16 protein-coding genes are annotated in these 14852 nt (G+C 35.9%); 13 read left to right on the top strand and 3 right to left on the bottom strand.

Going from position 1 to position 14852, the window contains the following annotated elements; genetic code table 11:
• The first annotated feature begins 55 nt into the window (after positions 1-55).
• Both MKX78_RS16655 and MKX78_RS16650 read left to right on the top strand, forming a co-directional pair.
• Positions 56-1816 carry a peptidoglycan D,D-transpeptidase FtsI family protein gene (locus tag MKX78_RS16655; protein WP_341051642.1) on the top strand — a complete coding sequence of 587 codons (1761 nt, stop codon included), beginning with the start codon at positions 56-58 and terminating at the stop codon, positions 1814-1816.
• Positions 1817-1899: 83 nt separating this feature from the next.
• The gene (locus tag MKX78_RS16650; RefSeq protein ID WP_341051640.1) at positions 1900-2568 is read left to right on the top strand and encodes a DUF1510 family protein; all 669 of its coding nucleotides are present in this window, start codon (positions 1900-1902) and stop codon (positions 2566-2568) included.
• Positions 2569-2724: 156 nt separating this feature from the next.
• Here the strand turns inward: MKX78_RS16650 and MKX78_RS16645 are convergent, their stop codons facing one another.
• A complete protein-coding gene (locus MKX78_RS16645) occupies positions 2725-2943 on the bottom strand; it encodes a DUF2536 family protein (RefSeq protein ID WP_180316945.1) in 219 nt (72 codons plus the stop codon).
• 183 nt (positions 2944-3126) lie between these two features.
• Here MKX78_RS16645 and MKX78_RS16640 point away from each other — a divergent pair, with 183 nt between their 5' ends.
• The 5 genes from MKX78_RS16640 (at position 3127) to MKX78_RS16620 (ending at position 7132) form a co-directional block, all read left to right on the top strand.
• Positions 3127-3765, top strand: coding sequence for a class I SAM-dependent methyltransferase (locus MKX78_RS16640; RefSeq protein WP_095372479.1), 639 nt, complete (start codon positions 3127-3129; stop codon positions 3763-3765).
• A 14-nt stretch (positions 3766-3779) separates the two neighbouring features.
• Positions 3780-4481, top strand: coding sequence for a 5'-methylthioadenosine/S-adenosylhomocysteine nucleosidase (mtnN, locus tag MKX78_RS16635; protein ID WP_095372480.1), 702 nt, complete (start codon positions 3780-3782; stop codon positions 4479-4481).
• A 20-nt stretch (positions 4482-4501) separates the two neighbouring features.
• On the top strand, positions 4502-5425 hold the full coding sequence (locus MKX78_RS16630; protein WP_095372481.1) for a PLP-dependent cysteine synthase family protein: 924 nt from the start codon (positions 4502-4504) through the stop codon (positions 5423-5425).
• A 1-nt stretch (position 5426) separates the two neighbouring features.
• Positions 5427-6563, top strand: coding sequence for a bifunctional cystathionine gamma-lyase/homocysteine desulfhydrase (locus MKX78_RS16625; protein WP_095372482.1), 1137 nt, complete (start codon positions 5427-5429; stop codon positions 6561-6563).
• A 425-nt stretch (positions 6564-6988) separates the two neighbouring features.
• Positions 6989-7132 carry a YrzI family small protein gene (locus MKX78_RS16620; RefSeq protein WP_095372483.1) on the top strand — a complete coding sequence of 48 codons (144 nt, stop codon included), beginning with the start codon at positions 6989-6991 and terminating at the stop codon, positions 7130-7132.
• 236 nt (positions 7133-7368) lie between these two features.
• Here the strand turns inward: MKX78_RS16620 and MKX78_RS16615 are convergent, their stop codons facing one another.
• Positions 7369-7527, bottom strand: a complete 159-nt coding sequence (locus MKX78_RS16615; RefSeq protein ID WP_307312824.1) for a hypothetical protein — start codon at positions 7525-7527, stop codon at positions 7369-7371.
• Between the two features lie 188 nt (positions 7528-7715).
• On the opposite strand from MKX78_RS16615, the gene sigK reads away from it, so the two are divergent.
• The 4 genes from sigK (at position 7716) to MKX78_RS16595 (ending at position 12650) form a co-directional block, all read left to right on the top strand.
• Entirely contained in the window at positions 7716-8429 is a 714-nt protein-coding gene (gene sigK, locus MKX78_RS16610; protein ID WP_095372484.1) for an RNA polymerase sporulation sigma factor SigK, read from the top strand.
• Positions 8430-9099: 670 nt separating this feature from the next.
• The gene (locus MKX78_RS16605; protein ID WP_307312826.1) at positions 9100-9429 is read left to right on the top strand and encodes an antibiotic biosynthesis monooxygenase; all 330 of its coding nucleotides are present in this window, start codon (positions 9100-9102) and stop codon (positions 9427-9429) included.
• Between the two features lie 187 nt (positions 9430-9616).
• A complete protein-coding gene (locus MKX78_RS16600; protein WP_095372486.1) occupies positions 9617-11419 on the top strand; it encodes a M3 family oligoendopeptidase in 1803 nt (600 codons plus the stop codon).
• Between the two features lie 451 nt (positions 11420-11870).
• A complete protein-coding gene (locus tag MKX78_RS16595) occupies positions 11871-12650 on the top strand; it encodes a phosphatidylserine decarboxylase (RefSeq protein ID WP_307312828.1) in 780 nt (259 codons plus the stop codon).
• Positions 12651-12692: 42 nt separating this feature from the next.
• On the opposite strand, the gene MKX78_RS16590 is transcribed toward MKX78_RS16595, so the two are convergent.
• On the bottom strand, positions 12693-12833 hold the full coding sequence (locus MKX78_RS16590; RefSeq protein ID WP_095372487.1) for a sporulation histidine kinase inhibitor Sda: 141 nt from the start codon (positions 12831-12833) through the stop codon (positions 12693-12695).
• A gap of 388 nt (positions 12834-13221) precedes the next feature.
• Here MKX78_RS16590 and MKX78_RS16585 point away from each other — a divergent pair, with 388 nt between their 5' ends.
• Together MKX78_RS16585 and yqeH are read left to right on the top strand one after the other, a co-directional pair.
• Complete coding sequence (locus MKX78_RS16585; RefSeq protein WP_095372488.1) at positions 13222-13737, top strand: YqeG family HAD IIIA-type phosphatase; 516 nt, start codon at positions 13222-13224, stop codon at positions 13735-13737.
• 2 nt (positions 13738-13739) lie between these two features.
• Positions 13740-14843, top strand: coding sequence for a ribosome biogenesis GTPase YqeH (yqeH, locus tag MKX78_RS16580; RefSeq protein WP_095372489.1), 1104 nt, complete (start codon positions 13740-13742; stop codon positions 14841-14843).
• Positions 14844-14852: the final 9 nt, after the last annotated feature.

Genomic DNA, 14852 nt, shown 5'->3' with positions numbered 1-14852 from the left:
TGTTTTAGCGTTTGAAATAGAAACACCTCGTCAACACTTTTGACGAGGTGTTTTTATGCAAAGAAAACGAGTCATTCTGTTTGTTTCTGTTATGATGATTATTTTATCAATACTTATTGTTAGACTGGCTCAAATACAGTTGTTTGAATCAAAGCATTTTACAAATAGAGACATTAACTTGATCAGTCAAAGTGTCGCACAACGCTCTAAGGAAATAGTTATAGATGCCGAGAGAGGGAATTTGCTTGATAGAGATGGCAAACAATTAACTGTAGCCTATAAAACGGTCTTAATCCTTTTTCCGTTCCTAAAAGATATAGAATGGGATGTCTCGAGTGTAGCTGAAATTCTTAAAGTTGATAATAGTCAACTCCGTCAAAAAGTTCAAGCAATAAAGGATCCTATTGTATATGGTGAGCGAGAACCTTTCATTTTGTCTAATGAACAAATGGAGGAGATTAATCAGTTGGAAATACCAGGTGTATTTGCAGCGAGAAAATCATACCCGATTTATGAGAGACCAGCAGAACAATTATTAGGGATTGCCAATAGGGATTTTTTACTAACCAAAAGATATCCTAATAAACACTTATCTAATATAACAAGACTAGGTGCAACTGGGATGGAAAAAAGCTTTGATGAACTTTTGTCTGGAGAAGGTGAAACAAAGCTCATTTATCATGTTGATGGAAAAGGAAGGCCTTTATTTGGCTCGAATGTAAAGTATGTTCACCCTGCGAGCCCTTTTTATCCATTGAATATTAGAACGACGCTTGATTTTGAATGGCAGCAACGAATGGAAATGCTAGTCGATAAAAACGAGGTTACCAAAGGGGGGATGGTGTTAATAGATATTGAGGATAATTCAGTTGTCGCGATGGTTTCTCGTCCGAAAGTGAACCCAGTCAACCCTTTCGCTCATGGCGAAGAAGGTACAAATAATTTTATGGTACAAAATCAAGTACTAGGGTCTATTTTTAAAACTGTTATCGCTGCAGCAGCGATAGATTATGGGCTAGATGCAAAAAGTCGTATGTTTGATTGTAATCGGTCAATCAATGGAGAAATCGATGAAAATTATCAATACGGCATGCTTAATTTTAAAGATAGTTTTGCGAGAAGTTGTAATTATACATTTGCAACGGTCGGCAAAGAGCTGATGTCTATAGAACCATTGGTGGTGGATAGCTATGCTAATAAATTAGGCCTATCGATAAAAGTAGGATGGCAAGGAGATTTCTATCATTTAAAAGGCTTTCAGCAATTGGCAGATGAAGAACAAGGCCAGGTCTTTAGTGATCCGCGAAATAGAAAAGATACAAATCTAATTGCTCTAACATCCATTGGTCAATTAGATGTCCGCAGTACACCGTTAGCTGTGGCGAATATGATGGCAACAATCGCAAGAGGTGGAGAAAAGCAGATGGTACGTGTCGCCTCACAACTAGAATATAAAAATGGGACGAAAGTAAAGAGCTTTCAGTCTAAAAAAATTGTTGGTAAAAATATTAAGCCATATACAGCCATATCATTACAAAAGCTTCTTCTTGAAGTTGTCAATCATGATTTGGGGACAGGTAGGCAACTACAAAATTTACCGTATCAAGTAGCAGGCAAATCTGGAACAGGGGAAACAGGGAAAAAAGTGAATGGGCAGCAACTAGAAAATAAATGGTTTGCTGGCTATTTTCCATATGATAACCCAAGATATGCACTAGTAACCGTCCGGTTAGATGCCAAAAGTACCGACCCATCACCACTTTCTTTATTCGCTGATATTGTGAAAGAAATACATAGATTAGATCATTCCACGTAATGGTTATCCCTTCAAGTTTTTTAAAAGACATGTTAAAATGTTTTCAGCTATGATATTTCTTTTTTAAATTAGGAGGTATTCCTTTGAATAATACTGATAATGGTTCATCCCGTTATGATAAAAGATCGAAAAGGAAAAAAACAAACATAATCTTAAATGGCTTAATTGGCGTCGTTATTCTGCTCATCATCGTTGTTGGTACGATTATTTTCTCCGGTGGAAAAGACGAGGATCAACCAGCGGATTCTGCTGCGAATGAAGAAGTAAATAATGAAGAAACTTCTAAAGAAAATAGCAGTGATGAGAAAGATGATGCAACAAATGAGGGAAGTCAAGAAGGTAACAGTGAGGAAGAAGAAAATAATGATAATGAAGAGAATAAAGATGAAGAAAGTAATGAAGAAAAAGTAAAAGAGGAAGAGATTGTCACTGAAGGCGGCAGTAGTGCTGATGTAAATAGAACGGTAGAAAATCCGGCTTGGCAACCTGTAGGTACAGTACAAGACGACCATCCGACAGCTGTGTATGATCAGAGTCATGTGGATTGGGATGAAATGCTTCGTGCAATCACTTATGCTACTGGATTAGATCGTTCAGCTATGACTGTTTATTTCCTTGGTAATGACGGTGTAAATCGTTCTGTTGGTACAGTCGCTTCACCTAATAAAGATGAAATGTATCGTGTATATATTGAGTGGGTAGACGGAAAAGGATGGAAACCAACGAAGGTAGAAGAATTAAATAGTATATAAGAAAAACTGGTTTTCCTAGCCAGAATGAAACGCGAACATTCATTTGTTCGCGTTTTTTTGCATCGAGAGTCAACATATGGCTGCATATTAGAAAGTGGTGAATTCTAAGTGTCCACTTGCCACAAAGGATCATTTGCTTCGCATGCAATTTTTATTCTACTTTTTCTTCAGTTTAAAATGAACAACAGCTGAATAGAACCTTTTGCCGTTTTCATCTATATGCATTTGGTGAGCGACATGATGAACTTCTAGCATAATGGCTTTATTTGTTTCAATTTGGTCATTTATTTTCTTTTCTAAATCGTCCAGCTTTGCTGCTTCGAAAAATTCTACTTTATCCTCAATAAAATCTAATTGAAAGTTCAAGTTAATCATCCCTTCATACGCTATCACTCCTAATTTTAAGTAAATTTCATTTTCTGTGCAATGAGAAAAGTGGATATTGATTTTTCTTGAAACTTAAGAAGGGGTGTGGTAGATTGGGAACATGTTACAAATTAATTCATAGTATACTCATAGGAATTATTGCTATTGTAATTACGTGCAGGAGGGTGCGAAATGGGGAAAGAGTTTATTGAATTATTCGAAGAGTGGGCTAAAACATATGATGATACAGTAACAGGCCATGATGAAGAATATAAGGATGTTTTCTTATACTATGATCAATTGCTACAAGAGGTGGCAGATAGAGCAACAGGTAATGTATTAGAATTTGGCCCAGGTACAGGCAATTTAACTGCAAAATTATTAAAACGTAATTTAACTGTTATCGGGATTGAACCGTCGAAATCAATGAGAGAGATTGCTATCAACAAGTTACAAGATAAAGCAAAAGTGCTCGATGGTGATTTCTTAAACTTTCAAATAGATGAAAACGTAGATACTATAGTAAGTTCTTATGCCTTTCACCATTTAACAGATGAAGAAAAGTCTTTGGCGATTGAACAGTATGGAAAGATGTTACCTTCAGGTGGTAAAATAGTGTTTGCGGATACAATGTATGAATCTGTAGATGCTTATCAAAAGGCTATTACTGATGCCACTGAAAAGGGTTATCATAATCTAGCTGAAGATTTAAAGCGAGAATACTATACGACAATCCCCGTATTAAGAGAGATTATGCGGGTGAATGGTTTTACAGTTTCATTTAATCGCTGCAATGATTTTGTTTGGATTATGGAAGGTGTCAAAGCTTAGAAAGAGGGAAAGTAATGAAAATAGCTATTATCGGAGCAATGGAAGAAGAAGTAACAATTTTAAGGGACCATATGGATGAGAAGCAACAGCAAGTGATTGCTGGCTGTGAATATACAGAAGGTAAAATGAACGGAGCAGACGTTGTTCTTCTTCGTTCTGGCATTGGTAAAGTGAGCGCAGCAATGTCCACTACCATTCTTTTGGAGAAGTTCAAGCCGGATTATGTTATCAATACAGGGTCTGCTGGAGGATTCAACCCTGAATTAAATGTAGGTGATGTCGTTATTTCATCTGAAGTTAGACATCATGATGTCGACGCAACTGTATTTGGTTATGAATATGGTCAAGTACCACAACAACCTCCTGCCTTTATTGCACATGAGGCGTTATTGGAAATTGCTGAAGAGAGTGGTAAAGAGTTAGAAGGTATAACAGTTATAAGAGGACTGATTGCGACTGGAGATTCATTTATTAGCAACCCAGCGCAAACGGCACTAATACAAGATAAATTCACGGCATTGCAAGCAGTAGAAATGGAAGCAGCAGCGATTGCGCAGGTTGCTCATGCCTTTGATACACCTTTTGTGATTATTCGCTCTTTATCTGATATTGCTGGTAAAGAATCTAATATTTCTTTTGATCAATTCCTAGAGAAAGCAGCACTACACTCTGCAAATCTTGTTATGAAAATAGTAGAAGGAATCAAAAGTAAATAATCAACAAAGGACGGGAAGTTATGAAGGTTTACCGAAGCATTCATGAATTAATTGGACAAACGCCAATGGTAGAAATTTCGCAGTTTGACTTACCAGAAGGTGTGCGTTTATTTGCTAAGTTAGAATACATGAACCCCGGTGGCAGTGTAAAAGACCGCCTAGGACAAGAATTATTAAGAAACGCCTTTGAAAGTGGTAAGTTAAAAAAAGGTGGAACAGTTATTGAGCCTACAGCAGGCAATACAGGTATAGGTCTAGCGCTAGCAGCATTAAAAGAAGATGTGAATGTGATTGTTTGTGTACCTGAGAAGTTTAGTATTGAAAAGCAAGATCTGATGAGAGCTTTAGGAGCTACAGTCGTTCAAACACCTACAGAAGAAGGCATGAAAGGTGCCATTGCCAAAGCAGAAGTGCTTTTAAAGGAAATCCCTAATGCATTTTGTCCACAGCAATTTGCAAACCCGGCTAACCCGGATACTTATTACCGAACTTTAGGCCCTGAAATATGGGATGATCTTGATGGGAATGTTGATATATTTGTAGCCGGTGCAGGTACAGGTGGCACATTTATGGGCACTGCTCGTTATTTGAAAGAAAAAAGAGAACAAATAAAAACCGTCATTGTTGAGCCAGAAGGCTCCATCTTAAATGGTGGCGAATCTGGTCCGCATAAAACAGAGGGAATCGGTATGGAATTTTTACCAGATTATATGGATACCACTTATTTTAATAGCATTCATACAATAAGTGATGAGAACGCTTTTAATAGAGTAAAGCAATTAGCTGAAAAAGAAGGAATGCTTGTCGGTAGTTCATCTGGTTCAGCTTTGCATGCAGCATTATTAGAAGCAGAACAAGCTCCAGCAGGTACGAATATTGTGGTGATTTTTCCAGATGGCAGTGAGCGTTATTTAAGTAAAAAGATTTATGAAGGAGGTATTTGATATGAAAAGAAAAACAAAATTAATTCATGGCGGAATTGCTGGTGATCCAACAACAGGTGCAGTATCTGTACCTATCTATCAAGTAAGTACTTATAAACAAGACGGAGTAGGTAATCATAAAGGCTTTGAGTATTCACGTACAGGTAACCCAACAAGACATGCATTAGAAGAGCTTATTAAAGATTTAGAAGCTGGGCATGCAGGCTTTGCTTTTGGCTCAGGGATGGCAGCAATCACTGCTACTGTGATGCTTTTTGATAGTGGGGATCATATCATCCTCACTGATGATGTATACGGGGGAACTTATCGTGTGATTACGAAAGTGCTTAATCGATTCGGTATTGAAGCGACATTTGTTGATACAAGTAACTTAAACAATATCACAGCTGCCATAAAGCCAAATACAAAGGCTGTATATATTGAAACACCAACAAATCCACTTCTAAAAATCACGGATATTGAAGCAGCAGCAAAATTAGCTAAAGAAAATAATCTCTTAACAATTGTTGATAATACATTTTCAACACCATATTGGCAAACTCCAATTGAGTTAGGTGCAGATATCGTGCTTCACAGCGCGACGAAGTACTTAGGTGGACATAGCGATGTTGTTGCAGGGTTAGTGGTTGTAAATAGTGAGAAGCTCGCAGAAGAACTACACTTTGTTCAAAATTCAACCGGTGGAGTGTTAGGGCCTCAAGATTCATGGTTGCTAATGAGAGGGATTAAAACATTAGGAATCAGAATGGAGGAAACGGAAAGTAACACAAAGGCGATTGTCGAGTTTCTTATACAGCATCCTGCAGTATCAAAAGTGTATTATCCTGGGGTTGAGTCTCATCCAAATCACGACATCGCCAAGAAACAGGCTGATGGTTTTGGAGGAATGGTTTCTTTTGATGTTGGCAGTGAAGAGAATGCTGATAAGCTACTTGAAAATGTGAGATACTTTACTCTTGCAGAAAGCCTCGGTGCTGTTGAAAGCTTAATCTCCGTTCCAGCAAGAATGACTCATGCATCTATACCGAAAGAACGTCGAGATGAACTAGGTATCACAGACGGACTTGTAAGAATTTCTGTTGGTTTAGAGGATGTTGAGGATTTAATTGAAGATTTAAAGTTAGCTTTAGAAAAGTAAAGTTGAGGCTCACCTAAGGGGTGGGCTTTTTTCTGTTCTCAAAGAAAGGTAGGGCGTTCTAGGGAGAAAAATAATTATTTTCGCCCTTTTTAAAATTTTTTGCAAAAAGCCGTTTACAAATGGCTATTTCTTGGATATACTTACCAATGTAAGCGAAAATATTCTAAAGAAAAGGGAGGTCGGAAACAATGAAAAACTTATGCAATTTAACTACAGCAGTAAATGAAACTCAAATACAAATCAATTTCGACCTATTTGGAATGGATCGCTTCATTTAATTTTTTGTCTATCCATGCCGCAGGGAGGAATTGTCATCTCCTGCGGCATTTTTATGTTTATTTCTTAATGCCGTAAGGGGGTGAGTGCCCCTTTGCGGCATTTTTGTGTGCATTTTTTGGATAGATAAAGAGAGGAGGTGCTGCAGGATGACATTAAATCTAATTTTTCTAACGGTGACAATTAAAGCTAGAAAACGCTCGGTTGAAGAACGTATGCATGATGAATATGTAAACCGTCTTCTTGAAGACCATAAAGCACGACAAGAAGAAATCTATCGCAATTTTTACTAAGGATAAAGGAAATAAAGAAAGGTGGAGGAGATCATGATGTTTTTATTACAAGGAAGAAAGGTTTATTTCTGGGTTGAGAAGGACTCAACCTAACGTAGTTTTGTAGGGGGAGAGTATGTGGCGATAAAAATAACTCTATTCACAGTTTATTTTACAAAAAAATATAGAAATCAAAAGTGAAAAATATAAAGACAGAATTGATGGGACCTCTAGCTTTTAGATGTCCCATCATGATTTTATTTATCAGGTCGTTTCCATAAAAACATAATTAAAAATAAACCAATGACAAAAATGACAACTGGTTTCCAAGAAAAGCCTTCAAATATAATTTCAGCAATACTAACCATGGCGATGATAAGAAAAACAATCCCTAATACTAAACGATTCACTCCCAAACTAGCGTTCCCACTTTCTATCCATTTCTTATATCTCCATATTAACTGATTGGCATACACCTCGTCCAATTCCACTAAACAATAAACACTGTAATTGAAAATTAATACGCTAGGACAGACAATAACAGCTTTTCCACTACATAGAAATGGTTAATAGGCGAAAAGTTCAAACTAGCGGGGGTGGCTCTATGTCTGGAATTATGACAGCACTTGGATTTTTAGTTAAAGAAATTGTTTTTCTTGTCTCATATGTGAAGAATAATGCTTTTCCTCAGCCTTTATCTTCAAGTGACGAAAAAAAATACTTAAGGCAAATGGCAGAAGGGGATTCACACGCACGCAATATGCTAATTGAGCATAATCTTCGACTTGTCGCACATATTGTAAAAAAATTCGAGAACACAGGAGAAGATGCTGAGGATCTTATCTCTATCGGTACAATAGGGTTAATTAAAGCGATTGAAAGCTATTCTGAAGGCAAAGGAACAAAGCTTGCTACTTATGCCGCAAGATGTATAGAAAACGAAATTCTCATGCATTTGAGAGCATTAAAGAAGACAAAGAAGGATGTCTCTCTTCATGATCCAATCGGGCAGGATAAAGAAGGCAATGAAATTTCGTTGATTGATGTGCTAAAGTCAGAATCAGAAGATGTGATTAATACGATTCAACTAAATATGGAACTTGAGAAGGTGCGAGAATACATTGATGTATTGGACGAAAGAGAGAAAGAAGTGATTGTGGGACGGTTTGGGTTGGATTTAAAGAAGGAAAAGACGCAAAGAGAGATAGCAAAAGAATTAGGTATTTCACGGAGCTATGTTTCGCGTATTGAAAAACGAGCATTAATGAAAATGTTTCATGAGTTTTATCGAGCGGAAAAAGAGAAGAAGAAGAATTAAGAATACCGTATGTATTTACCACAGTTTCCATGCTGTGGTTTCTTTGTAGTATAGAAAAATGACTGCAATGTAAGGTAAGAGCTATGTAAAAGATAGTATTGAAATGAACGAGCTTTATGAAGAAAAGGGTCGTTTAATCATTGACACAATAAATTTAAACCAAGTACTTTTAATTACTAGTATAATATGAATTTGAGATGTGTGAATATTATCGATTGCCCACATAAAAGCGGATTTCTAATGATTGATTTCCGCATATAACTTGCCTAATGCAAGTGAGTAAAGGAAGTCGAGAGTATCCCAAAATGAAGAAACACTGTAACCTGTGTGATTATCAAGGGAACCCCGCATCGATTGGATTATTTTATGAATGTTCAACTCAACATAAAGCTTTGTTTAATGTTGACTGCGCACTTATTTCCGTTTTTTCCTCAGAATGCTGTAAACGGCAATAACGGCGCGTTCAAGACCTCAAATGAGAGCTGCACAGACTGGATTTTCTCAACATGCATAAAACTTTTCCTTATAAAGAGAGAGACAATTTACCAATGAATCAGTATCTTATACCTACAGTGATAAGATTGTAGTGAAATAGATCATATGGTTGACGATGATAATCATTATCGATTAAAATGAAGTTATATCATTAAATATAGAGGTGGATTTAAATATGTTCGTTCAAATGAAAAAATTTACTGTAACTGAAGGTAATGCCCATCACCTTGTGGAAAAATTCAGCCAAAAAGGCATTATTGATGAACAACCAGGGATTATTGACATCACAGTTATGGTAAAAAAAGTACGTAGAGGAAATGAAGAAGTTATATTGCAAATTCGTTGGGAATCGGAACAGGATTGGAAGAACTGGGAGAAAAGCGAAGCACACATTGCTGGACATAAAGCAAGTAGAGGAAAACCAAAGCCTGAATTTATTCTAGAAACTGAAGGCAGTCTATATCATGTTGAAACAATTAAAACACCTGCAATCGAAGCAAAATAACCTTCTACATTTTGCATAGTTAAGTAAAAATAAACGGAAAAACACTAGGATACGCTCCCTTATAGGTAGACAAGTAATAAGCTTGGTACTTATAAGGGAGTATTTTTATGCCATATAAACCGTTCCAAAAAGTATTAATAATCTGAAACCTCTGATAGTATTTAAATATTAGAAGGGAGAGATTAGAATGACTCATACAACTTATACTGAGGTTTGGGATTTAGAAAGCTTTTTTGAAGGAGGTAGTCAATCACAATCGTTTCAAAATTATCTAGAGCAAATAGATATCTTGATGGAAGAATTCGCTTCACTGGCTAACGATATGCAAATAACAGAAAATGAAGAACATACTATAAATAGTATAGGACAAGTTTTAAGGTCATCTGAAGAAGTATTTAAAAAGCTCATGCAGGCAAGCGCCTTCGTCAGTTGTTTAAAAGCTGAGAATACGGTAGATCCTTTGGTTGAACGGTTACAAATGCAAGTCATGCAACAATCATCCACTTTTTCGACAGTGCTATTAACCTTTCAAAATAAATTGGCACTTATAGGTAATGATGAATGGAAGCAATATGTAAGTAGTAAAACTCTTACTCCGGTAGCTTTTGTTTTAGACGAATGGCGACAGATGGCTCAGGAAAAATTATCAATCCAAGAAGAAGATTTAATTCAATCATTAAGTATGGATGGATTTCACAGTTGGGGAGAGTTATATCATACAACTGTTAGTATGATTGCTATTCCATATGAAGATGAGAATGGCCAAACAACATTATCTGTAGGACAAGCGAATAATATAATGGGACAGTCAAATGCAGCATTAAGAGAAAAGGTCTTTAATCAAATGGAACAGGCATGGGAAGAGAAATCTCCTATCTTTGCAAAAGCATTAAATCACATAGCAGGGTATCGATTAATGGCAAATAAGAAAAGAGGTTGGAATAGCCCTTTAAAAGAGCCGCTTCTTAATAACCGAATGAAAGAAGAAACCTTACATAGTATGTGGGCAGCGGTAGAGAAATATAAAGAACCAGTTACGCGTTATTTAGAAAGAAAGGCAAAATTACTTGGGGTAAATAAATTAAGCTGGTTTGATTTAGATGCACCGATCGGTAAAGTAGATACAAAGAAAGATTTCACAGCGGGCGCGAAGTTTATCATTGAACAATTTGGTACATTTAGTCCTTTAATGAAAACATTTGCAGTACAAGCTTTTGAAGGCCGTTGGATTGAGGCTGAGAATCGTCCGAATAAGCGTCCAGGAGGATTTCACACATATTTTGCCGACAGTGGGCAGTCACGGATTTTTATGACATATTCTGGGACACCTAGTAATGTTTCTACACTTGCGCATGAGCTTGGACATGGATTTCACAGTTTTGTAATGAAAGACATCCCTTTCTTTAATCGAAAATATGCCATGAATGTAGCAGAAACAGCATCGACTTTTGCGGAGCTAATTGTCGCTGATGCTTCAGTAAGGCAGGCGGAAACAAAAATGGAAAAAGTGATTCTTCTGGATGATAAAATTAGTCGGACTGTTACGATGTTTATGAATATACATGCACGTTATTTGTTTGAAACCGCTTTTTATGAAGAAAGAAAAAAAGGTACAGTCACACGAGAGCGATTAAATGAATTGATGACAAGTGCGCAAAAACAAGCATATGGTCATTCGTTAGAACATTATCATCCGTATTTTTGGGCTTCCAAATTGCATTTTTATAATACCCATACACCTTTTTATCAATTCCCTTACACATTTGGCTATCTTTTCTCATTGGGTATCTATAAACAAGCACAAGAAGTAGGCCCAAGTTATGAAAAGAAATACGTAAATTTATTAAAAGATACTGGTTCTATGACCGTTGAATCTCTTGCGATGAAGCATCTAAATGAGGATTTAACAAAACCTGACTTTTGGGAAAACGCTGCGAGCCTTTGTATAAAGGATATTGAGGAGTTTATGCAGTTGACTACTTCATTATAAAAGAAAGAATAGAGGCTAGGGATAGTATGACCAATTAATATACGATTTTTGCTTAGCCTCTATCAAAAGATGAATCTTCACTATCTTCGAAAATCTCTAGAATGATGCCTTCTATCTATGTAAATCATCTCAAGTTTACAACATATTCATTCTTTCCTCTTTACAATCATCATTCCTTACGATAATTTTAATAGGCTGGACTGTTAACTAGTGATATAATAGCAGTCGGTGAGGGTGGGTTTATTATATATGAAAGACACCCCTTTCTTTAATGCATAAAGAAAAAACATAAACATAATTGACTTTATTTATGATAAATATTCAGTGACGATAGATGAACTTTAAGAAATGAAGAACGAGTAGTAGAATTAGAGAAATTTAAAATGAAGAGAGACACCTTTACGAAATAGGTGCTTATTCCTTGGAAAAAAAGTATAGAAAGGTGTTAAAGATGAAGCAAGCGATATATCGAACTTTGATTGAATTAACGAATGGTCGAATGACCTCATCGATATTATATAAATTTGCAAGATCTAAAATGAGTAGATTTTTAATTAAACCGTTTTCTAAGACGTATCGTATTAACGAAGATGAAATTAAAGGAGATTTGGATCAATTCCATACATTACATGAATTCTTTATACGTCTATTGAAGGAAGATGCCCGGCCTATTCATCAAGGGGAGGATACAATTGTTAGCCCTGTTGATGCTATGATTGAGGATATAGGTATGGTGGATAGTAAACATGTGATTACTGTGAAGGAGAAAGATTACTCTATTGCAGAAATGCTTGGTGGGGTTGAAGAAGCGGAGAAATATAAAGGTGGGACGTATATGATTTTCTACTTAAGTCCTAGTCATTATCACCGCATTCATAGTCCCGTAGATGGTCAAGTAAAGAGGCAATGGACTTTAGGAAAGAAATCTTACCCAGTGAATAAATGGGGTTTAACTCTTGGTAAAGATACTTTATCTAAAAATTATCGCAAAATATCAGAAATTCAATATGACGGTGGCGAATTAGCAATGGTCAAAGTAGGGGCCATGTTTGTCAATTCAATTGAGCGGACGTATCAAAATGACTCATTGAAAAAAGGTGAAGAGGTTGCTTATTTTTCATTTGGCTCGACAGTGATTTTGTTATTTCAAAAAGATGCCTTTCAATTGGTACCGACAATACAGTTTCCAGCCCCAATAAAAGTTGGAGAAGTAATTGGTCATATTGTGTAGACAAAAAGAATAGCCCTACAATTGTGGAGGGCGATGATTCTGCTAGGAAGAAGCTTTTATTCTATTTGATAAGGATCTTCTGTGAATTTCAGTTTCGATAAGGCGGATGAAATCCAATGATAATTGAAGTTGAATAGCTTTGTGATAAGATTCTATTAATAGCTCATCAGATAACTTTCGCATGTAGGATCACACCTCCATTACGTCTCATTCGTTCTCGTTTATCTAAAGAACAGGGCTATTTTAAAAGAAGTTCTTGTTGTTACTTCTACCATAGCAGAATGAGTAAGATAGAACAATCGTTCGTTTATCCACAGTGGAAAGTGGATAAAGTGTGATTAAACTGTTCATATCTCTGTACGAGTAAATAATCTCACAGTGTATAATGTGTATAAAGTTATCCACAAAAAGGGTAATGTTGGAATTTGTCGAAAAGTTTTAGTTCTATTTATTCGATTATTCATTTTCGAATATAGAATAATGCTAATTGACCATTTGATTGTGATATGTCATATTAGGTCAGAATAAGATGATAGCTTGAAATAATGAAGAATGAGGTGTTTAAACGGTCGTGCTAAAGAATTTTCTACCGGATCAACATGTAAAGAATGTTTTTGAAATTACTCCAGATATCTTGAAAGAACAAGGAATTAAAGGGATTATTACTGATTTAGATAATACGTTAGTTGAATGGGATCGACCTAATGCTACTCCAAAATTAATTAATTGGTTCGAACAAATGCGCTTAAGTGATATTAAAGTAACGATTGTATCTAATAATAATGAGAGCAGAGTGAAAAATTTCTCTGATCCTTTAAAAACACCATTTATTTATCAAGCAAGAAAACCGATGGGAAGAGCTTTTAAACGCGCGTTACTAGAAATGCAACTGGAAAAGCATGAAGTTGTTGTCGTTGGTGATCAGTTATTAACAGATGTATTAGGTGGAAATAGAAGTGGATTTAACACGATTTTAGTAGTACCTGTTGCAAAAACAGATGGGTTTTTTACGAAAATCAATCGTACGATAGAAAGAAGAATACTCAACTGGTTTAAGAAAAAAGGTATGATTAATTGGGAGGATTAACTTTGAAAGAAGAATACGTTTGTATAGGATGCGGTGTGCATATTCAAACTGAGCATCCGAATGAAATAGGTTATGCGCCAAATTCAGCATTAAAAAAAGAAGAAATTATTTGTCAGCGTTGCTTTCGCCTAAAACACTATAACGAAGTACAGGATGTCAGTTTAACAGATGACGACTTTTTGAAAATTCTAAATGGCTTAGGAAATAAAGATGCTTTAATTGTAAAGATTGTTGATATCTTTGATTTCAATGGCAGTTGGTTGCCTGGATTGCACAGGTTTGTAGGTAATAATAAAGTATTATTAGTTGGTAATAAAGTAGATTTACTACCAAAATCAGTGAATCATAATAAATTAATTCACTGGATGAAACAGCAGGCGAAGGAACTTGGTTTGAAACCTGAAGATGTCTTTTTAGTTAGTGCTGCGAAAGGTCAACAAATGAAAGAAATAGCAGCAGAAATTGATCGGTATAGAAGAGGTAAGGACGTATATATTGTCGGTTGCACGAATGTTGGAAAGTCAACGTTTGTTAACAGGATAATAAAAGAGGTAACTGGAGAAGGAGATATCATTACTACTTCTCATTTTCCAGGAACAACATTAGATATGATTGAAATTCCTTTAGAGGATGGAAAAGCCCTCATCGATACACCAGGTATTATTAATCATCACCAAATGGCACATTATATTGACAAACGTGACTTGAAAATCATTACACCGAAAAAAGAAATAAAACCGAAAGTATACCAATTAAATGATGGTCAAACCCTTTATTTTGGTGGATTAAGTCGATTTGATTTTATTCATGGTGACCGGACATCATTTATTTGTCATTTTTCTAATGAAATCCAAATTCATCGGACAAAATTAGAAAAAGCAGATGAATTATACGAAAAGCATGCTGGAGAAATGTTGACACCACCTCGTAAGGATGAATTAGACGAGTTTCCTGAACTCATTCGTCATGAATTTACAATAAAAGAAGATAAGACAGATGTCGTTTATTCAGGTTTAGGTTGGATAACAGTACCTACAGCAGGGTGCAAAATCGCAGCATATGTACCTAAGGGTGTTAATGTTTCACTAAGAAAATCACTGATATAATCCTTATTG

Origin of the sequence: Cytobacillus sp. FSL R5-0569 (genome assembly GCF_038007265.1) — a bacterium.
In the GTDB taxonomy this organism is placed as follows: Bacteria; Bacillota; Bacilli; order Bacillales; family Cytobacillaceae; genus Cytobacillus; species Cytobacillus kochii.
The sequence above is the reverse complement of the archived record's forward strand: the minus strand, read 5'-3'. Positions and strand labels throughout refer to the sequence as shown.

Bases quoted from the DNA above. Each gene is read 5' to 3' on its own strand.
- MKX78_RS16655 (WP_341051642.1), top strand. From the start codon at position 56: ATGCAAAGAAAACGAGTCATTCTGTTTGTTTCTGTTATGATGATTATT.
- MKX78_RS16645 (WP_180316945.1), bottom strand. From the start codon at position 2,943: ATGATTAACTTGAACTTTCAATTAGATTTTATTGAGGATAAAGTAGAA.
- MKX78_RS16640 (WP_095372479.1), top strand. From the start codon at position 3,127: ATGGGGAAAGAGTTTATTGAATTATTCGAAGAGTGGGCTAAAACATAT.
- mtnN (WP_095372480.1), top strand. From the start codon at position 3,780: ATGAAAATAGCTATTATCGGAGCAATGGAAGAAGAAGTAACAATTTTA.
- MKX78_RS16630 (WP_095372481.1), top strand. From the start codon at position 4,502: ATGAAGGTTTACCGAAGCATTCATGAATTAATTGGACAAACGCCAATG.
- MKX78_RS16625 (WP_095372482.1), top strand. From the start codon at position 5,427: ATGAAAAGAAAAACAAAATTAATTCATGGCGGAATTGCTGGTGATCCA.
- MKX78_RS16620 (WP_095372483.1), top strand. From the start codon at position 6,989: ATGACATTAAATCTAATTTTTCTAACGGTGACAATTAAAGCTAGAAAA.
- sigK (WP_095372484.1), top strand. From the start codon at position 7,716: ATGTCTGGAATTATGACAGCACTTGGATTTTTAGTTAAAGAAATTGTT.
- MKX78_RS16605 (WP_307312826.1), top strand. From the start codon at position 9,100: ATGTTCGTTCAAATGAAAAAATTTACTGTAACTGAAGGTAATGCCCAT.
- MKX78_RS16600 (WP_095372486.1), top strand. From the start codon at position 9,617: ATGACTCATACAACTTATACTGAGGTTTGGGATTTAGAAAGCTTTTTT.
- MKX78_RS16595 (WP_307312828.1), top strand. From the start codon at position 11,871: ATGAAGCAAGCGATATATCGAACTTTGATTGAATTAACGAATGGTCGA.
- MKX78_RS16590 (WP_095372487.1), bottom strand. From the start codon at position 12,833: ATGCGAAAGTTATCTGATGAGCTATTAATAGAATCTTATCACAAAGCT.